Below are 25,658 nucleotides of genomic sequence, written 5' to 3'. Positions count from 1 at the left end.
GTGAGGTGAAACAGGCTGCGCTGGGGCGATGCGAACCCATCGACCCCTGCGCGGCCAGGGACAACTGCTGACCTACATCCCCTACCAACTGCGTTTCCGCCCGCTCGACAGTGTGGTGCTGTGCGGATTCGACCGGCGCGGCCTCCTGCTCGTGGTGGCCCGATTCGATCCGCTCGACATCCAGGACGCGGCGGATGCGAAGGCACTCTTTGCCTCCGGCAAGCTCGCCGAACTCGACTTCGCGACCTTGGTCGTTTTCGGCGAGGTCGAGCCGTTGTGCACCACGGTCGAGGTGCTGCGCGACGCCCTAGAAAGCTCCGGCGCGCTCGTGGCACACCTGTGCGCCGTGCAGGACGACCACTGGTGGGCACTGGAATGCAGTTGCGGTGAGTGTCCGCGCAGGCCGGTGCTCCTGCCGGCGGCCGAGGAGGTCGCACCCGCGGTGCGTGCGATCGTTTCCGGAGCCGATGCCAGCATCGACCGCGCCGACATCGAAGCGCTCGCCCGTCCTGACCGCGCCGAGGCAGCCTTGGCTGAGCAGGTGCGCCGACTGCTGGCCACCGGCGACACCGCAGCCGACCTCGATGCACTGGGTGCGGTGTTGACGACGGACGCACCGTGGTCGGCCGAAACCCTCGCCGCGGCCGTCGAGACGCTCGACGACATCCAGGTGAGGGACGCCGTGCTGCACCGCATGTGTCCGCGCGAGTTCGCGTTCGGAGCACCCGGATGTGACGACCCGCTGCTGGGGTTGGCGCCTGCGGACGACTTCTCTGACACCTCGGGCGCGCAATGGGCCCAGCACCTCGCGGGTGTGGCGCGGCGTGTGCCCACAGCCCGATCAGCGCAGGTGTGGGCCATGGTGGCGGCGCTGGAATGGGCCGGTGGTGGGGGAGCGCTGGCCACCGTTGCACTCGATGCGGCGCTGACCGCAGATCCCGAGCACCGACTCGCCGGGTTGGTGCGCCGATGCCTGCATCACGGTGCCATGCCGCGCGATCTGACCGAGGTGCGGACGGCCTAGATTCGCGCCGACCCCGCTGCTATCGTCGCGCTCGTCAAGAGTTCCAGCGCATAGCCCCGGCTTGCTGGACGGCAACCCTCCACCGCGTGGGGTGCCCCGGGTGAGGACAAGGTCGTCGACCGAATGGTCGTCGACAAGCGCGGGGCTGCCACAGCCCCCGAGGTTCCGGGAGAGGCGATGAGCAGCATTCGACGCATAGGCACTCCAGCGGTCTCGGTCGATGATCCCTTTGCCAATCCGGCGCTGCAGCGTCGCTCCGTCGGAGCGGTCACCCTCGAATCGGGCAGCGTCATCCCTGACACGACGGTCGCGTTCCAGACCTGGGGCACGCTGTCGGCAGATGCCGACAACGCCATCCTGGTCGAGCATGCTCTGACCGGTGATGCCCATGTGATCGGTGACATCGGCCCAGGGCAACCGACGGCCGGGTGGTGGCCCGACCTGATCGGGCCGGGCAAGCCGTTGGACACCGACCGCTTCTTCGTCCTCGCACCCAACGTGCTCGGCGGCTGTCGGGGCACCACCGGTCCGTCCTCGCTCGCGCCGGACGGACGTCCATGGGGTTCTCGTTTCCCTCGGGTGAGCGTGCGCGACCAAGTGGCGGTGGAAGCCGCCTTGGCCGATCTGCTCGGCATCACGCGGTGGCAGTTCGTGCTCGGCGGATCGATGGGCGGCATGCGAGCCCTTGAGTGGTTGGCCAGCTATCCCGATCGCTGCGCCGGGGTGCTGGCGATCGCCACGACCCCCCGGGCCACGGCCGATCAGATCGCGTGGGGTCAGGCGCAGATTCTGGCCATCACCTCCGATCCGCATTACCGCGGGGGCGACTACTACGACGGCGTCGCGCCCGAGGCCGGACTCGGCATCGCGCGGCGTATCGCCCACACCACCTACCGCAGCGCCGAAGAGCTCGACCAACGGTTCGGCACGAGGTCCCAGGGCGAGGAGGACCCGCTGTCGGGCGGCCGGTTCGCCGTCGAGAGTTACCTGGACCACCAGGCGGGCAAGCTCGTGCGACGGTTCGACGCGGGTAGCTATGTCCACCTCACCCGGGCCATGGCCACGCATGACATCGGCCGTGGACGAGGGGGCGTGCGAGCCGTGCTCCAGCGTTACCCCGGTGCCTTGCACGTCGCTGCCGTTGACTCCGACAGGTTGTTCCCGCTGCACCTGTCGAATGAGATCGCGGACGCCGTGGACGAGCAGGTACAGGTGGTGCGGTCCGACTGTGGCCATGACGGGTTCCTGATCGAGACCGACCAGATCGATGCGATCATCCGGGCGTCGTTGGCGCGCACTCCGTCGGCTTCGGCAGTGCTGTCACGGCGGCAGGTCGGGTAGCGTCGGAGCAGTACTCGCACAGGTCCATAAGGGAGGGCACGATGTCGGTCGTGGTGGCGTTTCTCGGCACAGCTGAGGGGGAGGCCGCGTGGGCTGCCGCTCATTCCTACGCGAAGGCGCTCGACACCAAAGTCGTCGTGGTGCCGCTGGACGAGAAAGCGGTCGCCCGCGCGAGTGACCTGCAGGCGTCCGCCCCGCAGACCGAGGTGACGGCGGCGCTGAGCGGAGCCGATGCCGCCGACGCCTTCCTGACGCGTGCCATCGAACTCGATGCGCAGTTGATCGTGCTCGGGCTGCGTCGTCGAAGCACCATCGGCAAGTTGATCCTCGGCTCCAACGCCCAGCGGATTCTGCTCGATGCGTCCGTGCCTGTGCTGACGGTCAAGGCCGACCACCGCTGAGGCCGAGGAGCGACGCCTTCTCCGCACCCATTCCGACCCTCGATTTCAGGGTTGGGCGGGCCATAGTTTTATAATGGAGGGCAAGTATGCGTCGCCTTCGGGCCCGATCCGAAGAATGACCGCGAATTGCCCCGAATCCCAATCGTCTTCCGCGTCGAATGCGCGGTGTTCGTGCTGCCCGTGTGCGCCTTGCCACGAGCCTGGTCTGATGGAAGGTAGTTGGTGACTTCCTTGTCGAATACGACTGCTGCGTCGCAGCTTCCGCCCGAGTTCGCCCACCCCGCGCTGCAGGAACTGCTGGCTCGCGGCCAGGCAAACGGCTCGGTTGATGGAACCTCGCTGAAGACGGCGCTGGAAGCTGCTGCGCTCGAGCCGCGCCGCATGAAGGCTGTGCTGAAGGCGCTCGACAACCAGGGCATCACGGTCGAGGTCGGCGAAGCCCGGTCCGTCGCGGCCGCCACGAAGGCTCCGGCGAAGAAGACCGCCGCCAAGACCGCGAAGAAGACCGCCGCCAAGAAGGCTCCCGCCGCCAAGAAGGCTCCGGCAGCCAAGACCGCTGCCGAAGCGGAGGCTGAGGGCGAGGAGGCTCCGGTCGCGAAGAAGACCGCGGCCAAGAAGACCACGGCTGCCAAGGCTCCGGCCAAGAAGACTGCTGCGAAGAAGACCGTCGCCAAGAAGACCGCCGCTGCCAAGGACGCCGAGGTCGAGGTCGAGGTCGACGAAGCGCCCGTCGCGAAGAAGACCGCGGCAAAGAAGACAGCTGCCAAGGCTCCGGCCAAGAAGACCGCCGCTGCCAAGAAGACGGCCGCTGCCAAGAAGACGGCCGCCAAGAAGACCGCTGCCGCCAAGGACGCCGACCCTGAGATCGCCGACGACGAAGACGTGACCTTGGAAGAGGTCGAGGTCGACGACGTCGTGGTCGAGGCCGCCGGCGAAGCACCCGAGGCCGACGCCGAGGGCGACGACGATGCTGCCGCCCCCGCCAAGAAGGACGCCGAGGAAGACTCCGGAGCTTTCGTCATCCGTCAGGACGACGAAGAGGACGCCCCGGCCCAACAGGTCACTGTCGCCGGTGCCACCGCCGACCCGGTCAAGGACTACCTCAAGCAGATCGGCAAGGTCGCCCTCCTCAACGCCGAGCAGGAGGTCGAACTCGCCAAGCGCATCGAGGCTGGCCTGTTCGCGGAGGAGAAGCTCAACTCCGGCGACAAGATCGACATGACGCTCAAGCGCGAGCTGTGGTGGATCTCCCAGGACGGCAAGAAGGCCAAGAACCACCTGCTCGAGGCCAACCTGCGTCTGGTCGTCTCGTTGGCCAAGCGTTACACCGGCCGCGGCATGCTCTTCCTCGACCTCATCCAGGAAGGCAACCTCGGTCTGATCCGCGCAGTCGAGAAGTTCGACTACACCAAGGGCTACAAGTTCTCCACGTACGCCACCTGGTGGATCCGTCAGGCAATCACCCGCGCCATGGCCGACCAGGCCCGCACGATCCGTATCCCCGTGCACATGGTCGAGGTCATCAACAAGCTGGCCCGCGTGCAACGCCAGATGCTGCAGGACCTCGGCCGCGAACCGACGCCGGAGGAGCTGGCCAAGGAACTCGACATGACCCCGGAGAAGGTCGTCGAGGTGCAGAAGTACGGTCGCGAACCGATCTCGCTGCACACTCCGCTGGGCGAGGACGGCGACTCCGAGTTCGGCGACCTCATCGAGGACTCCGAGGCGGTCGTCCCGGCCGACGCCGTGAGCTTCACCTTGCTGCAGGAGCAGTTGCACAGCGTCCTCGACACGTTGTCCGAGCGTGAGGCCGGCGTGGTGTCGATGCGTTTCGGTCTCACCGACGGCCAGCCCAAGACGCTCGACGAGATCGGCAAGGTCTACGGCGTGACGCGTGAGCGCATCCGGCAGATCGAGTCCAAGACGATGAGCAAACTGCGTCACCCGTCGCGGTCGCAGGTGCTGCGCGACTACCTCGACTGATCCACGTGAAAAATCGCTGAAGGGCTTCCCTCACCACCAGGAGGGGAGCCCTTCAGCGATTGCACGTTGATTGTGCGCCGCCGGTCCGAATGCTCAGCGCCGCCAAGGTTGCAGCAGGCGCACCAGCCAGCGTCGGCCCGCCCGTGGGGCGAGGCGAGCCTGCGCCCGATTGCGGAAGGCGGCGTTGCGGCGCACCGAATCGACCACCACCTGCGCATCCTGACGGAGGTCGAGTTCCTCGCCGGGCGGGGCGTAGCGCGCCCGTTCCAGCGTGGAGACCGCTCGATCGAGTGCCTGGTCGGCTTCGGGTCCAAGGCCTGCCGCACGTCTGTAATGGGTGCGAGCCGCACGCGGAGAGACGGCCGGTGGGTCGGGCACGCCGAGGTCGTGGAGGTCATCGCGCAGTCCGTCCCAGTCGGCTTCCACGCGTTGCGCCTCGTCGCTTGCGAGGCGGCGACGGCGATCGGCCTCACGTCGGGCCGCCATCGGAAGCAGTGCCCCGAACAGGCCGACCAACAATGCGATGGCCACGAGCCATCCGAGAGCTCGGACCAGCGTCCCGATGGAGGAGGAACCGCCGTTGCCGGCGCCTGCCTGCGTGGTCGCGGCCGAACTCGACGACGTCGACGATGCGGTCTCGCCCGAGCTCGTGGAGGTGGTGGATTCGGGACGTTCGGAGCGTTGCTCGCCCGGGTCGGGGGTGATCGCGTAGTTCGGGACGGTGCCGGAGCGGCTTCCAGGTGTCGGTTCGAAACGCGTCCACCCCAGCCCCGGGAAGTACAGCTCGGGCCACGCGTGTGCGTCCGACTGCAACACCGTGTAGACGCGTTGGTTGTCGGGAGCGCCGGCCAAGAAGCCGAGCGCCATCCGGGCCGGGATGCCCTCGAGGCGGGCGAGCATGATCATCGCCGACGCGAACTGCACGCAATAGCCCTGTTTGGTGAGTAGGAAGTTGGTGAGCGGGTCGACCGGCGAGCCGTCCTCGCCCTGCCTGGTCGGTGCGAGGGTCAGCGAGTAGGAGAAGCCACCCGCACCCCGCAGGTAGTCCTGGATCGCAACCGCGCGGTCGAAGGGTGTCGACCCGCCCGAGATCTGCGAGGACGTCCGACGCAGTTCACCCAGCGCTCGCGGGTCGAGGGCGAGGTCGCGCTCGAATCCTTGCTGTGGTGCCGTCGACGTGGGCATCGCCGAGGGCTTCAACTGTGCGTATTCGACCGCGTACTTCGACGCCGTGCGGCGTGGGCTGATCGAGGAGGTGGCGGGCTCGTAGCTCCAGGTGACGTCGGGAAGGTTCGCGCGCACGGGAGGCGACGGCGTCGCCAGCAGGCCACTGACGAGCGTGCTGGATCGCACCGAGATCTTCTGTGAGTCGTAGACGCCGTCGCGCAGACCGGCGGGCTGTTGCATCTCCTCGTTGTTGGCACCCGGCACCTGTGCGGTGCTGTCGTCCGCCGTCCATTGCCCATCGCTGTAACTCGAAGCGACCATGACGCGCAGCGGCGGCGCCGACAGGTCGTCCGTGGTGTAGGTGAGCACGGGAGTGCGGTCGTTGCTGACCAGGCTGCGACTCAGGTCGGCGGTGTTCGACAGACCGACCGTGCCGACGCCGCCTTGTCGACGACCCAGGCCCTCGCCCAGGAAGCGTTGCGTACCGCTGGGCAGCACCTGGGGCACCACGAGCGCGCCGATCACAGCAACGACTGCGGCGGTGCGGGCCATGGAGGAGAAGCCGCCCATGCCGAGACGATCCGACATGAGCATCGGCCTGGTGGGTTCGGCGGTGGTGTTCGACCATCCCATGACGCCCGCGCGAGCATCGAGGATGACCATCAACAACCAGCAGGTGCTGGCCGCGACGAAGTACCACGGCCCGATGCCTTCGGGGGAGTTGGCGGCACTGACGAGGTAGAGGCTCATCAGGGGCAGACCGGCGATCGCCGGTGATCGGAGTCCGACGGCGATGGCATCGGTCAACACCGTCAGCAGCGTCACCAGCGCGACGATCGCGAAGCGGAGGCCGGTGGTCTCCGGCGCCGGCGCGGCGAACTTGCGGATGGTCTGGTCGGCCTCGGTGATCAGCGCCCGGACCGCCTCGATCGTGCCGAGTTCGTGCCCGCGGATGAACATGAACCACAGGCCGATCAGCACGGCGCCTATCTGCAACCACAGCAGCAGCCATTCCGGCACACGCAGCGCACGCATCGCGATGCCGAGCAAGAGTGCGACCACGATGAGCAGCATCGCGCCCTGCACCCATTGGCCACCCTCGATGAGGGTGGTCAGCGGCCAGGCCGCCACCAAGCCCGCGATTCCGGCCAGGACCGACAACGCCGCTCGTTCCCACCTCATAGCGCACCCACCCGCACATAGTCGCGTCCGCTGATCGTGGCCCAGGCGTGGTCGACCGGCATGCCCGGCGGCACCCTCAGCACGCGCCAACCGAAGTCGGCCAGACTCGGGGCAGGCGCCGAGTGCGAATCGTCCGGCGCCGGGCGCTCATCGGTCAGCTGGAGCGCCAGCGCCGAAGCGCCGGGACGACGCAGCGAGCCGAGGTCGCTCTCGATGCCGACGAAGTCGTTGCCGAGCACCGCGACGGTGAGCGCGCCGGTGTCGACGACGTCATGTGCCGCTGCGATCACAGCTGCGAAGTCGTCGTCGGAGCCGAGGCGGGCCCTGGCAAGTAGGAGTTGGATCTGTTCACCGGGCAGATGGCTCTCGTGCGCGCCCACACTCACGCTTTCGGTGGTGAGCAGGTGGATCAGGTAGCCGAGTTCGTGCATGCGGACGGCGATGGAGGCCAACGCCGTGACCGCCCATTCGAAGCTGGAGTTGTCGCCCTGGCCGACATGGGCGTTCGCACGTGGGTCGAGCAGCAGGATGCAGGAGCGACGGGCTGGGCGGTCGAGCTGACGCACCATCAGTTCGCCGCGGTGAGCCGTCGCCGGCCAGTGCACCTTGCGCAGGTCGTCGCCGTCGCGGTACATCCGCAGGCTGACGTCCTCCTCACCGTGGAGCGCGACCATCGCCGGAGTCGTCCCCTCCTGTCCGGCGCCAGCGCCCGGGGGGTGGGCGGATCCGAGCGGGACGATGCGGGGCAGGACCAGCAGTTCGTCCGTGGCCTGGATGGTGACATTCCTGCGGGTGAGTCCGAAGGGATCACGGATCGCGACCTCGATCGGGCCGATCCGGTGCTCACCGCGGGTCCTGGGCTGGAGCGTGTAACGCACGACGCGCCGTTCCCTGGGTGCCATTCCCGGCAGCAGGAAACGGGGCGGGTCACCGAGGGTGTAGTCGAGATTCTCCTGGGCCATGCCGAAACGGGACCGGCGTCGATCGTTGTTGGTGAACCCGACGCTGACCGCACATCTGCTTCCTGCGGTCACCACGGACGGCTCGACCGCGCGGTCGACCACGATCGCGCGGTCCCGGCGGCGCGCGAAGAGCCAGGTGATGAGCAGCAACACCAGCAGCAGACAGCCCAGCCGGGTGACATCGAGCAGTCCGAGTCCCAGGCCGCCCACGACGAGCGTGAGCCCTGCTGACGCGAACGCCCGGCCGCGCGCGGTGAGGCGGGTGCTTCTCATGAGTTGCTGCCGGAAGGCACCCTCACCCGGTTGATCATCTGCTCCAGCAGGTCGGCGGCGTTGTGCCGCAGATGTTGGTGGTCGGAACTCACGATCACCCGGTGTGTCAGCAGCGGCAGGGTGATGCGCTGGACGTCCTCGGGGATCACGTGGTCACGCTGCTCGAGAGCGGCGTTCGCGCGAGCCGCACGCAGCATTCCCAGCGCCGCCCGCGGAGACGCGCCGAGCCGGAAGGCCGAGGTGGTGCGGGTGGCGGTCACGAGATCGACGATGTACTGGCGCAGCGCGGGGCTGGCGTACACCTGGTTGACCCGGGCGATCGCGCGCGCAACGGTGGCAGCGTCGGTGACCGGACGCAGTTTGTCGAGCGCATTGCCCTCGCCGTGTGTGTCGAGCATCGCCACCTCGGCCGCTGCGGTCGGGTAGCCCATCGAGATGCGCGCCATGAACCGGTCACGCTGTGCCTCGGGCAGCGGGTAGGTGCCCTCCATCTCGATGGGGTTCTGTGTCGCCATCACCATGAAGGGGCGCGCCATGGGGTAGGTGGTGCCGTCGACGGTCACCTGCGCTTCCTCCATACATTCCAGAAGCGCTGACTGCGTCTTAGGGGAAGCGCGGTTGATCTCGTCACCGACGACCAGATTGGCGAACACGGCACCGGGGCGGAACTCGAAGGTGCGGGTGTCCTGGTTGAAGACGCTCACGCCGGTGATGTCGCTGGGCAGCAGGTCAGGCGTGAATTGCACGCGCCGCATCTCGCCGTCGATCGAGCGGGCGAGCGACTTGGCGAGCATGGTCTTGCCCACGCCGGGTACGTCCTCGATGAGCAGGTGGCCTTCAGCCAGCAGCACCACCAATGCCGTTCGGACGACGTCCGACTTGCCCTCGATGACCGAGGAAACCGCTTGGTGGATCCGGCCGGCTATCTCATGCACCCGCTCCAGGGGGAGCTGGTCGGCGGACTGATGGGTCGCGGGGCGCGCGTCATGCATGCCTAGATCGTGCCTCACCAAGACGCTGGGTCGCTGCGCGACCCGGTAGGAAATCTGCCCGAACCACCTTCTCCACTTTCCTCCACCCCTGCTTCCGGCATGGGTGTGTTCACCGGATCTGGCCGCTGATCCGGTCATTCGAGCCCATTGCGACTGTCCGACCCGGCCCTTCTGCCCCGTGTACAGGTAATTCCCCTCCACTCCACTCCACCGGGGCTGACCTGCGAAAACGCTGGAATCCTGTTAAGAAAGTGGGCTCGCAGGGGCGACAGGTGGGGTGTGGTGGAGTAAAGTGGGGCTGTCGGGAGCAGTCTGGTGCGAAAAAGTGGTGAGGAGGGTGCGCGATGACGATGTTTCTCGGCACCCATCAGCCACGACTGGACGACAAAGGGCGGATGATCCTGCCCGCGAAGTTCCGGGAGAAGTTGGCGGCCGGCCTGGTCATCACCCGTGGTCAGGAGCGATGCCTCTACGTCTTCGCGATGGCCGATTTCGAGAAGTTCGCTGCGCAGATGAGCGCGACCCCCGTCACCAACCGGGCCGTCCGCAACTTCCAGCGGGTATTGCTCTCAGCGGCGTCCGACGAGATCCCCGACAAGCAGGGCCGCATCACGATTCCGGCGATCCTGCGCGAGTACGCCGGTCTCACCAGGGACTGCACCGTGATCGGTGCGGGTAACCGCGTCGAGCTGTGGGACACGCAGGCGTGGAACGACCTGCTGGCCAACACCGAGGACGACTTCGCCGATCAGGCCGAAGAGGTGATCCCTGGCGGCCTCTTCTGATTTCTGGGCTCCGGCCTCCATCCGCTCCCAGGAGCGCTCGGCATCACTTCCCCGGTGCCGAAGCTCCAGCGGCTGGGGACCAGAACCCAGAAACCGGATCCACGAGACGACACGACACCGCACAGGGATCACCACCACAACAACTACTACCGACCTCCGACACGAAGGGCACACCGATGAGCGAGGACCGGACTGTGGCGCAGCGCCACGTGCCGGTCATGCGCGATCGCATCGTGGAGTTGCTCGCACCGGCGCTGGGCGCGCAGGGCGCGGTGTACCTCGACGGCACCCTTGGAATGGGCGGTCACACCGAGGCGATCCTGCAGACCTTCCCGAACGTTCGCGCGTTCGGCGTCGACCGCGACACCGATGCTCTTCGGTTGGCGGGGGAGCGGCTGGCACCTTTCGGTGATCGTTTCGTGCCGGTGCATGCCCGCTACGACGATGCGATCGACGAACTCGCCGCCCTGGGCGTGACGAGCATCGACGCAGCGCTCTTCGACCTCGGGGTCAGCTCGCTGCAGTTGGACGAGACCGATCGCGGCTTCTCCTACAGCCAGCACTCCGACCTCGACATGCGGATGGATCAGACCAGCGGAATGACCGCCGCGGACGTCCTCGCCGAATACTCCGAGTCGCAGTTGCGCCGGATCATCGGTGAGTACGGCGAGGAGCGCTTCGCCGGCCGGGTCGCCAAAGCGATCGTCCGCAGGCGTGAGCAGTCGCCGATCCGCACCTCCGACGACCTCATGGAGATCCTGCGCGCGGCTATCCCGGCTGCGTCCCAGCGCACCGGGGGACACCCCGGCAAGCGCACCTTCCAGGCGCTGCGGATCGAGGTCAACCAGGAATTGGCCAGTTGGCAGGCCGCCCTCCCGGCGGCGGTAGATGCACTCGCCGTCGGTGGGCGCATTGCGGTGCTGTCCTACCACTCGCTCGAGGACCGCATCACCAAGCGTGCGCTCCAGGCCGGTGCCCGATCCACCGCTCCTGCCGGCCTGCCGGTCGAACTCCCCGAGCACCAGCCGTACCTGTCCCTGCTGACCCGCGGTGCCGAGGTGCCGGACGACGCAGAGATCCAGACCAACCCGCGCGCGGCGTCCGCCCGCCTGCGGGTCGCCGAACGAACCCGATCCACGAAGGGAAGTACGCGATGAGCCAGGCCCCCGCTGCTCGTCCGTTGCCGGTGCGCCGTGCGCCGCGCGGCACCAACCCGACGGCAGCCCGAACGCGCCTGAAGCTGGTGCAGCCGCAGACGCAAGCTGCTTCCGGTGGCAGCCTCGGTTTCGTCGCGTTGTGCGTCACGCTGGTCGTTAGCGGGCTGCTCACCGTGTTGCTGCTCAACACTGCCCGCGCGCAGCAGCAGTACACCATCGGTGATCTGCAGGCCGCTTCCAGCCGCCTCGCAGGCACCAGCCAAGACCTCGACTCCCAACTCGACAGCGTGCGTGCCCCGCAGCAACTCGCGTTGAAGGCGCAGGAGTTCGGCCTGGTGCCGGCCAGCTCCATCCGGTACGTGCGACAGTCCGATCACCGCCTCCTCGGCGTGGCGAACGGCACCGCCTCCGGGGCTCCGTTTACGGTGGGCACGCTGCCCAAGACGGCGGCTTCCTCGGTTGCCGGACTGGCCGTCACCACGGCCGACAAGTCCATCATGATCAAGGAGCCGGAGCCGAAGGCCGCGGAGTCCCCGCAGCCCTCGTCGCCGTCGCCGGCAGCGTCGACGAAGGCTTCGCCGAGCGCGAAACCCTCGCCGTCCAGCCCCACCGCACCCACCTCGAGCGCCAGCCCGAAGAGTGCCGAGAAGAAGACCACGACCGACCAGAAGACCACGCCGGCTCAGCCGACGTCCGCGAGGTGACTTTGTGACGCAGTCTCGTCGACCGGGTCAGCGACCCCCGACGACGAAACGACCGGCCGCGAGCCGCCGAACGGCGGGCGGCCGGTCGACGGGTCCGGCTCCCAAAGCAAACTCTTCGCGTCCGGCCCGGCCGGTGCGGGGTGGGGAGCCCTCCTCATCCATCGATCTGGCAGCTGCTCGCGCACGGCGTCGCGCGCAAGGCAACGGCTCAGAGTCCACTCGCCGCACCCGCCCGGCCCCGCCGGCGGCGCGCTCAGGCGGTGGCGCCGCGAAGCCGCGCCTGCCGGTGCAACTCGGCCTGGGGCACCCGCGTCGCCGCGCTCGGGTGGTGTTCGTGGCGATCGCGATGATCTTCACGGTCATCCTGGCGCAGTTGCTGCGCGTGCAAGGTCTGGACGCTTCCACGGTCTCGGCACAGGCATTCTCCGAGCGGGCCCAGCGCACGACGATCCCGGCGCTGCGCGGGCAGATCGTCGATGCCGGTGGGACGACCCTTGCGCGCTCGGTCGAGCGCCGCAATGTCACCGCCGACCCGTTCGCGGCGTCCGAGTACAAGGTGCGCGACAAGCAGACGGGCAAGCGGACGAAGGTCGGGCTCAAGGGTGCGGCCCAGGCGATCGCGCCCATTGTCGGCGCGGATGCGACCGAACTGCTGAGTGCGTTGCAGCAGACCGCTGACAAGAAGCGCCGGTTCATGTACCTCGTCAAGGACATCTCCCCGGACCAATGGAACCGCATCAACGACCTGCGCATCCCGGGCATCTTCAGCGAGCGCGTCGTCAAGCGTGAGTACCCGCAGGGAACGGCGGCTGCCCCCCTGGTCGGATGGGTGAGCGCCGACGGCACCCCGGGTGGCGGCATCGAGGCGGTCCAGCAGAAGGTGTTGAACGGCAAGCCAGGCGTGCACATTTACGAGCGCGCTCCCGATGGCACCGTGATCGCCACGGCCAGCAACAGCGACACCCCCGCCGTCGACGGACGTCCGGTGCAGCTGACCATCGACAACGACCTGCAGTGGACGGCGCAGAACCTCATCGCCGCTGCCACCACCAAGGCCAAGGCAGCCTCCGGCGAGGCTGTCGTGCTCGACCTCAAGGGCAACGTGCTGGCGGCTGCGAGCTACCCCAGCTTCGACAACAACCAGATTGCAGCGGCGAAGGGTTCGCTGCTCGCCCGCCCGTTCACCGAGGTCTACGAGCCCGGATCGACCGGCAAGGTCATCACGATGGCGGCGGCGCTCCAGGAGGGCAAGGTGTCGGCGACGAGCCCGTTCAGCGTGCCCTACTCCTTCACCCGCAATGGCGAGAAGTTCGCCGATTCACACACCCACCCCACCGAGACGATGACCACCGCGGGCATCCTGGCCAAGTCGTCCAACACCGGCACGATCATGGTCGGGGAGAAGATGTCCCCGCAGACGATGGTCTCCTATATGAAGAAGTTCGGGCTGGGTGCCTCGACGGGTGTGCGGATGCCCGGAGAGTCGGCCGGCTTCGTTAAGCCCGCGCAGTCGTGGGTCGGTCGCGACCGGTACGTGCCGCTGTTCGGACAAGGCGTCAGCAGTAACACGATGCAACTCGCAGGGGTGTTCCAGACCATCGCCAACGGTGGTGTACGAGAGCCGATCAAGCTGATCAAGGGTGTCGGCGACGGCTCGGGCAATTTCGCCCCTCCGCAGGACGACAGGGTGGCGGTGCAGGCGGTCACTCCGCAGGTCGCGACCCAGGTCACCCGCATGCTCAACGCCGTCGCCACAGAGGACGGCACCGCGCCCAAGGCGGCCGTGCCCGGCTACAACGTGGCCGGCAAGACCGGCACCGCCCAGCGCTATTCGGGATCGCAGCAGGACGGCGTCACCGCCTCGTTCATCGGATTCGCACCGTCCGAGGCGCCCCGTTACATCGTGGCGGTCGCCGTGCACAAGCCGCAGGCCGGCACGTACGGTGGCGAGTTGGCCGCACCGGTCTTCTCGCAGTTGATGCAGGCAGCATTACGCCTCGGTCACGTGCCGCCGAGCTCGGCCAAGCCGCAGCTGTACGACCTCGTCTACGACCCGAAGAAGGGCAAGCAATGATCCCGATGACACTCGCGCAGATCGCTGAGGCGGTCTCGGGTCGGCTGATGCCGGCCGATCAGGGCGAGGTCGTGGTCGACGGACCCGTGGTGTCCGATTCCCGACAGGCCGGACCAGGCGGTCTGTACGTCGCTCGGGTCGGTGAATTCGCCGACGGGCACGAGTTCGCCGGGGCAGCGCAGCAGGCCGGGGCCGTCGCCACGTTGGGTGAGCGGGAGATCGAGGGCATGGCGACCGTCGTCGTGTCCGACGTCCAGGATGCCTTCGCAGCGCTCGGCAGGGCGGTCGTCGACCGTGCTCCGCAGCTCACGATCGTCGGCATCACCGGCAGCTCGGGCAAGACCTCCACCAAGGATCTCCTCGGTCAGGTGCTGACCCCCGTGGCCGACACCGTCGTCCCCGAAGGTTCGCTCAACTCCGAGGTCGGTGTGCCGCTGACCGTCTGCCGCATCACACCGCAGACGAGGTTCCTGGTGGCCGAGATGGGCGCCAACGGCGTCGGTCACATCGAATACCTCACCCGCATCGCACCGCCGTCGGTCGGCATCGTGCTCAACGTCGGGCGCGCGCACGTGGGGGAGTTCGGCTCCGTCGAGGCGATCGCCCGCACCAAGGGAGAGTTGGTCGAAGCATTGCCCGACGACGGTCTCGCGGTGCTCAACGCCGACGACCCCGCCGTGCGCGCGATGGCATCCCGCACCCGGGCCCGCGTGCAGCTCGTCGGGACGTCCGAAGACGCCGACCTCCGCGCCACCGACATCATGCTGGACGAACGGTCCCGCGCCTCCTTCACGCTCGTCGGTGACGGCGAGCCACGGCGAATCACATTGGGGCTCTTCGGCACTCACCACGTCGGAAACGCACTCGCGGTCTACGCCGCCGCACGGCACGTCGGTGTCGACGCCGACCACATCGTCTCGGCGCTGGAGTCTGCAGCCGCGGTGAGTCGCTGGCGAATGGAAGTCTTCGAGCTGCGCAACGGCGTCACCCTCGTCAATGACGCCTACAACGCCAACCCCGACTCCATGGCAGCTGCCCTTCGGGCGCTGTCGACCATGAAGACCGACGGACGTCGGGTGGCGGTGCTCGGACAGATGCTGGAGATGGGTGAGGCCAGCGCGCAGGAGCACGCAGCCGTCGGCGCGAAGGTCGCCGAGTACGGCATCGACCGACTGGTCACCGTCGGACAGGGTGCAGATCTGATCGGCGTCGCGGCTCGCGAGCAGGGCGTCGCCTGGGAACACACCGCCGACGTGGATGCCGCCTACGGCCTGCTGACGGCTACCTTGCAGTCAGGTGATCTGGCCCTGTTGAAGTCGAGTCGCGATTCGGGCTTGCGCTACCTTGGCGATCGCATCGTCGAAGCGGACGGAGAGACCCCGGCGTGAAGGCCATATTGATCGGCGCGTTGATCGCGCTCACCACCGGACTCGTGGGCACTCCCGCCTTCATCAAGTTCCTGGTGCGCCGCGGCTACGGCCAGTTCATTCGCGACGACGGACCCACCACCCACCACACCAAGCGAGGCACCCCGACGATGGGTGGCGCGGTGATCATCGCCGGAAGCGTCCTGGGTTACTTCTTGGCGCACCTGGTGTTGTGGACGCAGCCCAGCGCGTCCGGACTGCTCGTGATGTACCTCATCGTCGGTCTGGGTGCTGTCGGTTTCGCCGATGACTGGATCAAGATCAGCCACCAGCGATCACTGGGTCTGCGGTCGTGGCAGAAGCTGATCGGTCAGTCCTTCGTCGGCATCAGCTTCGCGGTGATGGCGGTGAACTTCCCCGACAGCGGTGGCCGCACACCGGCCAGCTATCGCATCTCGTTCGTGCGTGACACGTGGTTCAACCTCGCGTTCGCTGGCACTGCGCTGGGCATGGTGCTGTTCGTGCTGTGGGCCAACCTCATCATCGCCGGCACCTCCAACGGCACCAACCTCACCGACGGTCTGGACGGTCTGCTCACCGGTGCCAGCGTGATGGTCTTCGGCGCCTACCTGCTGATCGGCATCTGGCAGTTCAACCAGAACTGCGAAACCATCGGCAGCAACAAGTGTTACGACGTCCGTGACCCCCACGATCTCGCCCTGGTCGCGGCGTGCGTCATGGGTGTCAGCTTCGGATTCCTGTGGTGGAACGCCACCCCGGCGAAGATCTTCATGGGCGACACCGGTTCGCTCGCGCTCGGCGGCGCGCTGGCGGGCCTGGCGATCATGACCCGCACCGAACTGCTCGTGGTCATCCTCGCCGGCCTCTTCGTGCTGGAGACGCTCTCGGTGATCATCCAGGTGGGCTCGTTCAAGTCGCGCGGCAAACGGGTGTTCCGGATGGCGCCACTGCATCACCACTTCGAGATGGTCGGCTGGAACGAAGTGACCGTGGTGATCCGGTTCTGGATCATCGCCGGCCTCTGCGTGGCTCTCGGCCTCGGGCTCTTCTACGCCGAATGGGTCGTCGGGGCATGACCGACGGCGCCGGCTGGCCGGTCGACCCGTCCTACGAACCACTCGGCGGTGCCCGCGACCTCACCCATCGCGACGCCGACTGGGCGGGTCTGCAGATCGTCGTGATGGGCCTGGGCGTGAGCGGTTTCGCCGCCGCGGACGCCCTGCTCGAGCGCGGTGCGCAGGTCACCGTGTTGTCGACCGACCAGTCGACGGCGGTTCAGGAACGCGCCCACATCCTCGACATCCTGGGAGCGCAGGTGCGCTACGGAGACGAGCACCAGCGGTCGGTGCCCGAGGGCACCGATCTGGTCGTCACCTCACCGGGCGTACGTCCCACCCACCCGTTCATGGTCGCCGTGGCGCAGGCCAGGGTGCCGGTCTGGGGTGAGGTCGAACTCGCGTGGCGGATGCGTCCGCGGGAGGGCGCGGCGCCGTGGCTGACAATCACCGGCACCAACGGCAAGACCACCGCGGTGACGATGCTCGAGCAGATCCTGCGCTCGGCGGGCCTGCGAGCCACCGCTGCCGGCAATGTCGGGCTTCCGATCCTGGAGGCGGTGCTGCACCCTGAGCCCTACGACGTGATCGCTGTCGAACTCTCCACCTTCCAACTGCACTGGTCGCGCAGTATCTCGCCCTACGCCTCCTGCTGCCTCAACGTCGCCCCCGACCACCTCGACTGGCACGGGTCCTTCGAGGAGTACCGCCGCATGAAGGGGCGGGTCTACGAGCGCACCCAGGTCGCCTGCATCTACAACGTCGACGACCCCACCACCGAGGCGCTCGTGCAAGAGGCCGATGTCGTCGAAGGCTGCAGAGCGGTCGGGTTCACGCTCGGACTCCCACATCCCTCGATGCTGGGGCTGGTCGACGACGTGCTGGCCGACCGGGCCTTCGTGCCCGAACGGACACGTCAGGCCGCGGAGCTGTGTCAGTTGGCCGACCTCGGACGCGACGGCAATCCGCCAGCGCCGCACTACGTCTCGGATGCCCTCGCCGCTGCTGCACTGGCCCGGGCATTCGAGGTCCGACCGCTGGCGGTGCGTGATGGCCTGCGTGCCTACCAGCCGCAGCCGCACCGGCTCGCGAATGTACTGACCCACAGCGGCATCCGCTTCGTGGACGACTCCAAGGCGACCAACCCGCCGGCAGCACAGGCCGCGATGCAGTCATTCGAGCACATCGTGTGGGTGGCCGGTGGCCAGCTCAAGGGCGCCGACATCGACGAACTCGTCGCTGCGAACGCTGCGCGATTGCGTGCGGCAGTGCTCATCGGCGCCGACCGTGAGCAGTTCGCGCAGGCAATTGCACGACACGCGCCGCAGGTGCCGGTGGTTGTCATTGACCGCACCGACACTGAAGTCATGAACGAAGTGGTGCAGCGTGCAGTCGACCTCGCCCAGGGCGGCGACGTGGTGCTGCTCGCCCCGGCGGCCGCGTCCCTGGACATGTGGCCCTCGTACGGAGCCCGGGGCGACTCCTTCGCCGGTGCGGCCCGCGCCTGGGCCGAGAAAGTCTGAGCAGTGACCACCGAACTGCCCGCTCACTCAGGGCGATTCGACCTTCGCGCAACATGGCGGCGGATGGAGTCGCCGACGGCTCCGTACTACCTCCTGCTCGGGGCGACCGCCATGCTCACCGCACTGGGCCTGGTGATGGTGTTGTCGGCGTCCGCTGTCACGTCCTACGTTGCCAGCGGCTCGTCGTTCACGGTTTTCAAGAACCAAGCCATCTTCGCCACGATCGGAGTCGTGCTGGCAGTGCTGGCGGCCCGCACCCCGCTGCGGATCTGGAAGGCGCTCGGAGCGCCGTTGTTCCTGGTCGCGCTGGGGCTGCAGATGCTGGTCTTCACCGGGCTCGGGGTCACCGTCAACGGCAACACCAACTGGATTCGTGTCGGCGGATTCACCGCCCAGCCCTCCGAGCTGGGCAAGCTCGCCCTCGTGCTGCTCGCAGCGTCGGTCTTCACGATGAAGCGCAAGCGGCTCATGGAGTTCAAGCACGTCGTCATCCCGGTGATTCCGGCGGCTCTGCTGCTCATCGGGCTGGTGATGGCGGGCCACGACCTGGGTACGACGCTCGTGCTGGTCTCGATCCTCGGGGTCATCCTGTTCGTGGCCGGCATCCGGTTGCGCATCTTCGCCATCGCGGCCGCCGTGGCTGCCGTCGCGGTGCTGGCGCTGGTCACCACTTCCGGGAACCGCATGGGTCGCATCTCCACCTGGATCGCCGGTTGCAGCAGTTCGCAGGCCGACGGCTGCTGGCAGAGGGTGCACGGGGAGTACGCGCTCGCCGACGGCGGCTGGTGGGGCGTGGGCCTGGGCGCCAGCCGCGAGAAGTGGGGTTGGGTGCCGGAGGCGCACAACGACTTCATCTTCGCGATCCTCGGCGAGGAGCTCGGCCTGCCCGGCACCATCACGGTGGTCGGCCTGTACGCCGTCATCGCCTACGCGTGTTACCGGCTCATCGCGACGAGCAAGGACTTCTTCGTCCGGCTCGCCACCGCCGGCGTCATGACCTGGATCATGGTGCAGGCGATCGTCAACATCTGCTCCGTTCTCGGGCTCCTGCCGATCATCGGAGTGCCCCTGCCGCTGGTTTCCCAGGGCGGGTCACAGCTGGTGTCGAGCCTCATCGCGCTCGGCATGCTGATGTCCTTCGCCCGCAACGAGCCGGAGTGCAAGGCGGCTCTGGCACAGCGTCCGAAGCTGGTGCGGCGCACCCGGGCGATCCTGCCGACCGGGCGGGGCGGAAAATGAAGCCATGACAATCGAACGTGTGGTCCTGGCCGGCGGGGGAACCGCCGGCCATGTGTCGCCCCTGTTGGCCACGGCCGACGCTCTCCGAGAGCGCTACCCGAACATCCGAATCGATGTGCTCGGTAGCGCCGGCGGTCTCGAGGAAGACCTCGTGCCCGCTCGCGGCTACGACCTCACGGTGATTCCGAAGGTGGCCTTCCCGCGCCGACCGGGTGGCGCCGCGATCCGTTTCCCCGGCAGTTTCCGCAGGGCGGTGGCGCGCACCCGCGAACTGCTCGACAGCAACGACGCCCAGGTCGTGATCGGCTTCGGCGGTCACGTCAGCACCCCGGCCTACCTCGCGGCCCGCGGGCGCGGCACCCCGTTCGTCATCCACGAGCAGAATGCCCGCCCTGGCCTGGCCAACCGGCTCGGTGCCCGGATGACTCCTTATGTCGCCACCACCTTCTCCAGCACCTCCTTGCCCCACTCCCAGGTGATCGGGTTGCCGCTGCGCACCGAGATCACCACCCTCGACCGGGTAAGCGGCCGCGCTTCGGCGCGCGAACACTTCGGTCTCGACCCCGACCGGCCGACCCTGCTCGTCACCGGAGGATCGCTCGGCGCGCTGTCGCTCAACGAGGCCACGTGGGGGGCTCGGGACGCACTGGCCGACGCGGGGGTGCAGGTGCTGCACGTGACCGGCCGCGGCAAGGCCTTCGATGCATCGTCCGCCTCGCGTGTTCCTTATGTTGTGCTGGAGTACGCCGATCGGATGGACCTCTGTTACGCGGCTGCCGACCTCGTCGTCACCCGGTCCGGTGCAGGCATGGTCTGCGAGACCAGCGCGGTCGGGCTGCCCGCGGTCTACGTGCCCCTGCCGATCGGCAACGGCGAACAGAAGCTCAATGCAGCCGACACCGTCGCGGCTGGCGGCGCGCTCCTGGTCGACAACGACGACTACACGACGGCATGGGTGCGCGACCAGCTGATTCCGCTGATCACCGATCCCGATCGCCTGGCCGCGATGTCGGCGGGCATGCGTGCGCAGCAGCACGCAGCGGCGGCCGGTGCGCTGGTCGACCTCGCTGAGCGGGCTGTGCAGGAGCACCAGTGAGCAACGGCGTCAACGAGCGGTTCGACTTCTCTGCAGCGCTTCCGGGTCTCGACGAGGTCGAGCGGGTGCACTTCATCGCCGTCGGCGGATCCGGGATGTCGGGTATCGCCCGACTCATGCGAGCCCGTGGCCTTCAGGTGAGCGGCTCCGACAATGTCGAGGTGCCGGTGCTGGCCAAGCTCGCGCAGGACGGCATCGCCATCACGGTCGGTTACTCCGAGCAGACGGCGGACGCGCTGCCCGACGGCACCCTCGTGGTCATCTCGACGGCCATCAAGGAGGACAACCCCGAGCTGCTCCGTGTGCGCGAACGCGGCCTGCCGGTCTTGCACCGGGCGCAAGGTCTGGCGATGGTGCTGAGCGGCCGTCGCGGTCTCGCGGTGGCCGGCGCCAATGGCAAGACCACCACCTCCGGTATGGCGACCGCAGCACTGCGTGCACTCGAGCGCGACCCGTCGTTCGCGATCGGTGCCGAGATCGTCGGTGTCGGCAGCAACTCCGCCGTGGGGGCGGGGGACGACTTCGTCGTCGAGGCCGACGAGAGCGATGGATCGTTCGTCGTCTATCACCCGCAGGTTGCAATCGTCACCAGCGTGAAGGACGACCACCTCGACTTCTACGGCTCGACCGAGCACCTCGTCGCTGCCTATCGGGAGTTCGCGCTGACGGTCGACCCCGACGGACTGTTGGTGTGCTGCGCTGACGACCCGGGCAGTGCAGCACTGGGAAACTGGGCGGCCGATCAAGGGCGCCGCGTCCTGACCTATGGCACCCACGAGCAGGCCGACATCCGCATCAGCAAACTCACCGAGCACGGCTGGTCGGGACGCTGTGTGCTGCGGGATCTTGACGGCGAGCACCATAACCTTCAAGTCAACGTTCCAGGTGTGCACAACCTCGAGAACGCTGCCGGCGTGGTGACCGCGCTGGTGTACGGGCTCGGTGTGTCGATGCCGGACGCCGTGGCGTCAGTGGCCGCCTTCCACGGCACCAGCCGTCGAGCTGAACTCAGGGGTGAGGTCGGGGGCATCCGGGTGGTTGACGACTACGCCCATAACCGGGGCAAGCTCGAGGCCATGGTGCGCACCGGCCGACACCTGCGCGGCGAAGGTCGACTCATCGTGGTCTTCCAGCCGCATCTCTACAGCCGGACGCGTGACCAGGCGGTGGGTATGGCGGCGGCTCTGGACGGTGTCGACGTCGCCATCGTCATGGACATCTACGGCGCGCGCGAGGCCCCGATGCCAGGGGTCAGCAGCGATCTCATCGCTGCAGCGATGACCAGGCCGTGCACACGGACGCACTCCGCGGAGGAGACCGTCGACCTCGTCCTGGCGACCGCCCGTCCCGGTGACCTGGTGGTCACCGTCGGCGCCGGTGACGTGACCCACCTCGGACCGCAGATCCTGCAACGCCTCGAGGCATCAACTTCAACTCAAGATTGACAGTCGCGAAGGGCCGAACGAACGCGTAGCATGCGGCGAAGTACCGTGGCGTCGGGCGGCGACCAGCACCTGGCAAGCAACGACCTCAGACATCGAAGAAGGAAAGGCCAACATTCGTGGCATCTCCGCAGAACTACCTCGCAGTGATCAAGGTCGTCGGTATCGGCGGGGGCGGCGTCAACGCCGTCAACCGGATGATCGAGCAGGGGCTCAAGGGCGTTGAGTTCATCGCCATCAACACCGACGCACAGGCGCTGCTCATGTGTGACGCTGACGTCAAGCTCGAGGTCGGTCGCGAGCTCACCCGGGGTCTCGGCGCCGGCGCCGATCCCGAGGTCGGCAAGAAGGCGGCCGAAGACCACCTCGAGGAGATCGAGGAGGTGCTCAAGGGCGCTGACATGGTCTTCGTGACTGCCGGCGAAGGCGGCGGCACCGGCACCGGTGGCGCTCCCGTCGTGGCCAAGATCGCCAAGAGCCTGGGTGCACTGACCATCGGTGTCGTCACCCGTCCGTTCACCTTCGAAGGTCGCCGCCGTGCCGGTCAGGCCGACCTCGGCATCAACGCGCTGCGCGAAGAGGTCGACACCCTCATCGTCATCCCGAACGACCGTCTGCTGTCGATCAGCGACCGCAACGTCTCGATGCTCGACGCCTTCCGTAGCGCCGACCAGGTGCTGCTGTCCGGTGTGCAGGGCATCACCGACCTCATCACCACCCCGGGTCTGATCAACCTCGACTTCGCCGACGTGAAGTCGGTCATGCAGGGCGCCGGTTCGGCCCTCATGGGTATCGGTTCGGCCCGAGGCGAAGACCGCGCGGTGCAGGCAGCCGAACTCGCGATCTCCAGCCCGCTGCTCGAAGCCAGCATCGACGGTGCGCAGGGCGTGCTGTTGTCGGTGCAGGGTGGCAGCGACCTCGGCCTGTTCGAGATCAACGAAGCGGCCCGCCTGGTGCAGGAAGCTGCGCACCCGGAGGCCAACATCATCTTCGGTGCGGTCATCGACGATGCCCTCGGCGACGAGGTGCGTGTCACCGTGATCGCCGCCGGTTTCGATGGTGGTGCACCGACCAAGCGCACCGACGACCGTGCGCTCGGTCAGGTGCAGGGCAACTCCGCGCGGCAGATGCCGGCCCAGCAGCAGGCACCCCGTCAGCAGGCTCCCGCCCAGACGGGTAGCAACGAGGGCCAGGGGCAGCGTCCGCAGCAGGCAGCACCCGCAACGACAGGTCAGCAGGGTGGCAACCAGCAGGGCGGTCACCAGCAGGCTCCGGCCGGCGGCGGCAACCAGGGCGGCGAGGGTCGTCCGCAGCAGCCGGGCCAGGTGCAGCAGGCTGCTTCCTCGCGTCCGCCGCGTGAGGTCACCTTCGATGACGGCGACGACGACCTGGACGTGCCTGACTTCCTGAAGTGATCGGAGCACTGCGCACCCATGTTCTGGTGGCGTGACGAACGCGAGGTCGGCGACTGGGTCGTCGACCTCGCGTTCACCGATTCCGAAGGTGGCGTGAGCCGCGACGGCTACGCCTCGCTCAACCTCGGCGCCCACGTCGGCGACGACCCCGCCCACGTGCAGGCCAACCGTGCGGCCCTCGCGCAGGCGCTGGAGGTGCCCACCGGGCGACTCCATTTCATGGCACAGGTGCACGGCGCCGATGTCGCGGTGGTGCCCGCGCCCACCCCGCCCACTGCCGACGGCATGCTCACCGACTCGTTCGGCGAAGCGCTCGTGGTGCTGGTGGCTGACTGCACGCCGGTGCTGCTCTACGACACCGAGCGCCCGCTGGTCGCGGCCGTGCATGCCGGACGCCCGGGCATGGTCGCCGGTGTCGTGCCACGGATCGTGGAGGAGTTGCGCCGCCGCGGGTCCACCTCGCTGCGCGCGGTCGTCGGCCCATCGGTCTGCGCGCGCTGTTACGAGGTGCCCGAGCAGATGAGGGCCGATGCTGCTGCCGCGAACCCCGCCGCCTACGCGGTGAGCTGGACCGGCACGCCGGCGATCGATGTCGCCTCCGGCGTGGTCGCCCAACTCGACTCGCTGGGTGTGCCCATCGAGTGGATCGGGGGATGCACACGCGAACAACCGCGCCTGTTCTCCCATCGTCGCGACCACGACGCAGGCCGGTTCGCCGGCATCGTCTCCATGCGGAAGAAGGGTTGAGCGTGCAGCGCACAGGAGAGTTGAGCTCCCGATTGGAGCAGGTGCGCGAGCGCATTGCCCGGGCGGCCGAGGCCGCCCAGCGTGACGCGCAGAGCGTGCAGTTGGTGGTGGTGACGAAGTTCTTCCCGGTCGACGACCTGCGGCGATTGATCGAACTCGGTGTCACCGACATCGCCGAGAACAAGGACCAGGAGGCAGGCGCCAAAATCGCTGAGCTCACCGAGGACGAACGAGCGCGGGTGACGGCGCATTTCGTCGGGCAGTTGCAGTCGAACAAGGCCGGGCACGTGGCGTCCTATGCCGATGTCGTGCAGTCAATCGACCGCGCGAAGATCGTGCGGGCGTTGGCCAACGGTGCGCAGCGTCACGGTCGCACGCTCGAGGTGATGCTGCAGGTCGACCTCGACGGCAGCCAGGCCGGACGTGGCGGCGCCGCACCCGATCAGATCGAGGAGCTGGCCGAGCTCGTGACTGCCTCACCGCACTTGAATCTGCGCGGATTGATGGCGGTCGCGCCCCGCGACGCAGATCCGGACGACGCGTTCGAGCGTCTGGCGGGGTTGTCGCAGGCCCTGCGCGTCGATCATCCGTCGGCCACCTCCATGTCGGCCGGCATGAGTGGCGATCTGGAAACCGCCATCCGCCACGGTGCCACGCACGTCCGGATCGGCACCGCGGTGCTCGGTGCGCGGCCGACTGCTTGAGCGACACGCGACACGCCTCGCGTGTCGCTGCCGGTAATCCACGGGATTGGGTTACCTCGCCGGTAGCGTCAGCGGCGACACCGCCGGACGACACAGCGGCTCGCCGCACCTAGGAGCTTGAAGATGGCAGGCGCACTGCGCAAGACGATGGCATATCTCGGCCTGGCCGAGGAGGACCACCGCTACAAGGACGAGTACGACCAGTACTCCGAGTACGGGCAGGACTACTCCGAGGGCTACGACGAGTACGCCGATCACGGTCACGAGACCGAGCACGATTTCGAGCCGCAGCCCGCCGCTGTCACACCGTTGCGCAAGAACACCGTGGCTGCGGTCGCGGGCCACCCCAAGGCAGGCGACATGAGCCGGATCAACGCGATCCACCCGCGTACGTACAACGAGGCCAAGGACATCGGCGAGAGCTTCCGCGACGGAATCCCGGTGATCATGAACCTCTCCGACATGGACGACACCGACGCCAAGCGGCTGGTTGACTTCGCGGCTGGTCTGGTCTTCGGCTTGCACGGCACGATCGAGCGAGTCACGGCAAAGGTCTTCCTGCTCTCGCCGGCAGGTGTCGAAGTTGCAACAACCGGCACCGACGGCAAGTCTTCGCGCGGGCTGTTCAACCAGAGCTGAAATGATGATGGCGCGGGCCCGGTCCGGGGGCCTGCCGCCATCGTCTGGAGAGTGTCTTCGTGGAGCAGTTCAGGGCCATCGCGGCCACGGTGTTGTATCTGTATTTCATCGTGCTGCTGGCGCGGTTGGTCTTCGACTGGATCCAAGTCTTCGCGCGTGACTGGCGTCCGCGGGGCCCCTTGCTCATCGTGGCCGAGACCGTCTACACATTGACCGACCCACCGCTGAAAGCGCTCCGCAAGGTGATTCCGCCACTTCGCTTGGGGCAGGTGCGTCTCGATCTGGCGTTCCTGATCCTGATGCTGGGTGTGAGTTTCCTGCTGAGTGTCATAAGGTGAGAGACGACGTATTTCAACCGTCGTTTC

At 67.7% G+C, this 25,658-nt stretch carries 22 protein-coding genes and 1 riboswitch; of the genes, 19 read left to right on the top strand and 3 right to left on the bottom strand.

Going from position 1 to position 25,658, the window contains the following annotated elements:
• Positions 1 to 28 precede the first annotated feature (28 nt).
• The 4 genes from J5M86_RS09270 to J5M86_RS09255 all read left to right on the top strand — a co-directional run bounded on the left by J5M86_RS09270 (position 29) and on the right by J5M86_RS09255 (position 4,749).
• Positions 29 to 1,024 carry a DUF4192 domain-containing protein gene (locus J5M86_RS09270; protein ID WP_188060606.1) on the top strand — a complete coding sequence of 332 codons (996 nt, stop codon included), beginning with the start codon at positions 29 to 31 and terminating at the stop codon, positions 1,022 to 1,024.
• 32 nt (positions 1,025 to 1,056) lie between these two features.
• Positions 1,057 to 1,170, top strand: a riboswitch (SAM riboswitch).
• 31 nt (positions 1,171 to 1,201) lie between these two features.
• Positions 1,202 to 2,365, top strand: a complete 1,164-nt coding sequence (locus J5M86_RS09265) for a homoserine O-acetyltransferase (RefSeq protein ID WP_188060607.1) — start codon at positions 1,202 to 1,204, stop codon at positions 2,363 to 2,365.
• Positions 2,366 to 2,406: 41 nt separating this feature from the next.
• Positions 2,407 to 2,766 carry a universal stress protein gene (locus tag J5M86_RS09260; protein ID WP_188060608.1) on the top strand — a complete coding sequence of 120 codons (360 nt, stop codon included), beginning with the start codon at positions 2,407 to 2,409 and terminating at the stop codon, positions 2,764 to 2,766.
• Between the two features lie 231 nt (positions 2,767 to 2,997).
• Entirely contained in the window at positions 2,998 to 4,749 is a 1,752-nt protein-coding gene (locus J5M86_RS09255) for an RNA polymerase sigma factor (RefSeq protein ID WP_208965151.1), read from the top strand.
• Between the two features lie 93 nt (positions 4,750 to 4,842).
• Here the strand turns inward: J5M86_RS09255 and J5M86_RS09250 are convergent, their stop codons facing one another.
• From J5M86_RS09250 to J5M86_RS09240, 3 genes are read right to left on the bottom strand one after another with little or no spacing between them, the layout of a single operon-like run.
• The gene (locus J5M86_RS09250; protein WP_188060610.1) at positions 4,843 to 7,098 is read right to left on the bottom strand and encodes a DUF3488 and transglutaminase-like domain-containing protein; all 2,256 of its coding nucleotides are present in this window, start codon (positions 7,096 to 7,098) and stop codon (positions 4,843 to 4,845) included.
• Entirely contained in the window at positions 7,095 to 8,333 is a 1,239-nt protein-coding gene (locus J5M86_RS09245) for a DUF58 domain-containing protein (protein ID WP_188060611.1), read from the bottom strand. Before J5M86_RS09245 ends, J5M86_RS09250 begins: the two co-directional genes overlap by 4 nt.
• Positions 8,330 to 9,325: a MoxR family ATPase gene (locus J5M86_RS09240; protein ID WP_188060612.1), complete on the bottom strand. Its 996-nt coding sequence runs from the start codon at positions 9,323 to 9,325 to the stop codon at positions 8,330 to 8,332. The genes J5M86_RS09245 and J5M86_RS09240 overlap by 4 nt, the downstream gene beginning before the upstream one ends.
• Positions 9,326 to 9,675: 350 nt before the next feature.
• Here J5M86_RS09240 and mraZ point away from each other — a divergent pair, with 350 nt between their 5' ends.
• From mraZ to J5M86_RS09165, 15 genes are all read left to right on the top strand, one after another.
• The gene (mraZ, locus tag J5M86_RS09235) at positions 9,676 to 10,110 is read left to right on the top strand and encodes a division/cell wall cluster transcriptional repressor MraZ (RefSeq protein ID WP_188060667.1); all 435 of its coding nucleotides are present in this window, start codon (positions 9,676 to 9,678) and stop codon (positions 10,108 to 10,110) included.
• Positions 10,111 to 10,286: 176 nt separating this feature from the next.
• Positions 10,287 to 11,267 (top strand): 16S rRNA (cytosine(1402)-N(4))-methyltransferase RsmH, encoded by a 981-nt coding sequence (gene rsmH / locus J5M86_RS09230; RefSeq protein WP_188060613.1) that lies wholly within the window; start codon positions 10,287 to 10,289, stop codon positions 11,265 to 11,267.
• The gene (locus J5M86_RS09225) at positions 11,264 to 11,971 is read left to right on the top strand and encodes a hypothetical protein (protein WP_188060614.1); all 708 of its coding nucleotides are present in this window, start codon (positions 11,264 to 11,266) and stop codon (positions 11,969 to 11,971) included. Before rsmH ends, J5M86_RS09225 begins: the two co-directional genes overlap by 4 nt.
• 334 nt (positions 11,972 to 12,305) lie before the next feature.
• Positions 12,306 to 14,045, top strand: coding sequence for a penicillin-binding protein 2 (locus J5M86_RS09220; protein ID WP_188060615.1), 1,740 nt, complete (start codon positions 12,306 to 12,308; stop codon positions 14,043 to 14,045).
• Positions 14,042 to 15,433 (top strand): UDP-N-acetylmuramoyl-tripeptide--D-alanyl-D-alanine ligase, encoded by a 1,392-nt coding sequence (murF, locus tag J5M86_RS09215; protein WP_188060616.1) that lies wholly within the window; start codon positions 14,042 to 14,044, stop codon positions 15,431 to 15,433. The genes J5M86_RS09220 and murF overlap by 4 nt, the downstream gene beginning before the upstream one ends.
• Positions 15,430 to 16,509, top strand: coding sequence for a phospho-N-acetylmuramoyl-pentapeptide-transferase (mraY, locus tag J5M86_RS09210; RefSeq protein WP_188060617.1), 1,080 nt, complete (start codon positions 15,430 to 15,432; stop codon positions 16,507 to 16,509). Before murF ends, mraY begins: the two co-directional genes overlap by 4 nt.
• Positions 16,506 to 18,011 (top strand): UDP-N-acetylmuramoyl-L-alanine--D-glutamate ligase, encoded by a 1,506-nt coding sequence (gene murD, locus J5M86_RS09205; protein ID WP_188060618.1) that lies wholly within the window; start codon positions 16,506 to 16,508, stop codon positions 18,009 to 18,011. Before mraY ends, murD begins: the two co-directional genes overlap by 4 nt.
• Positions 18,012 to 18,074: 63 nt before the next feature.
• On the top strand, positions 18,075 to 19,250 hold the full coding sequence (ftsW, locus tag J5M86_RS09200) for a putative lipid II flippase FtsW (RefSeq protein WP_188060619.1): 1,176 nt from the start codon (positions 18,075 to 18,077) through the stop codon (positions 19,248 to 19,250).
• 4 nt (positions 19,251 to 19,254) lie between these two features.
• Positions 19,255 to 20,346 (top strand): glycosyltransferase, encoded by a 1,092-nt coding sequence (locus tag J5M86_RS09195; RefSeq protein WP_188060620.1) that lies wholly within the window; start codon positions 19,255 to 19,257, stop codon positions 20,344 to 20,346.
• Positions 20,343 to 21,791, top strand: a complete 1,449-nt coding sequence (murC, locus tag J5M86_RS09190) for a UDP-N-acetylmuramate--L-alanine ligase (protein ID WP_188060621.1) — start codon at positions 20,343 to 20,345, stop codon at positions 21,789 to 21,791. Before J5M86_RS09195 ends, murC begins: the two co-directional genes overlap by 4 nt.
• Before the next feature lie 116 nt (positions 21,792 to 21,907).
• Positions 21,908 to 23,203, top strand: coding sequence for a cell division protein FtsZ (gene ftsZ, locus J5M86_RS09185; protein ID WP_188060622.1), 1,296 nt, complete (start codon positions 21,908 to 21,910; stop codon positions 23,201 to 23,203).
• 18 nt (positions 23,204 to 23,221) lie between these two features.
• Positions 23,222 to 23,950, top strand: coding sequence for a peptidoglycan editing factor PgeF (gene pgeF, locus J5M86_RS09180; protein WP_188060623.1), 729 nt, complete (start codon positions 23,222 to 23,224; stop codon positions 23,948 to 23,950).
• A 2-nt stretch (positions 23,951 to 23,952) separates the two neighbouring features.
• Positions 23,953 to 24,654 carry a YggS family pyridoxal phosphate-dependent enzyme gene (locus tag J5M86_RS09175; RefSeq protein ID WP_318275955.1) on the top strand — a complete coding sequence of 234 codons (702 nt, stop codon included), beginning with the start codon at positions 23,953 to 23,955 and terminating at the stop codon, positions 24,652 to 24,654.
• Positions 24,655 to 24,777: 123 nt separating this feature from the next.
• Positions 24,778 to 25,293: a cell division protein SepF gene (locus J5M86_RS09170; protein ID WP_188060625.1), complete on the top strand. Its 516-nt coding sequence runs from the start codon at positions 24,778 to 24,780 to the stop codon at positions 25,291 to 25,293.
• Between the two features lie 59 nt (positions 25,294 to 25,352).
• Positions 25,353 to 25,631, top strand: coding sequence for a YggT family protein (locus J5M86_RS09165; RefSeq protein WP_188060626.1), 279 nt, complete (start codon positions 25,353 to 25,355; stop codon positions 25,629 to 25,631).
• Positions 25,632 to 25,658: the final 27 nt, after the last annotated feature.

It is taken from the genome of Yimella sp. cx-51 (genome assembly GCF_017654605.1).
GTDB lineage: Bacteria > Actinomycetota > Actinomycetes > Actinomycetales > Dermatophilaceae > Yimella.
This window is presented reverse-complemented; position numbering and strand designations above follow the sequence as displayed.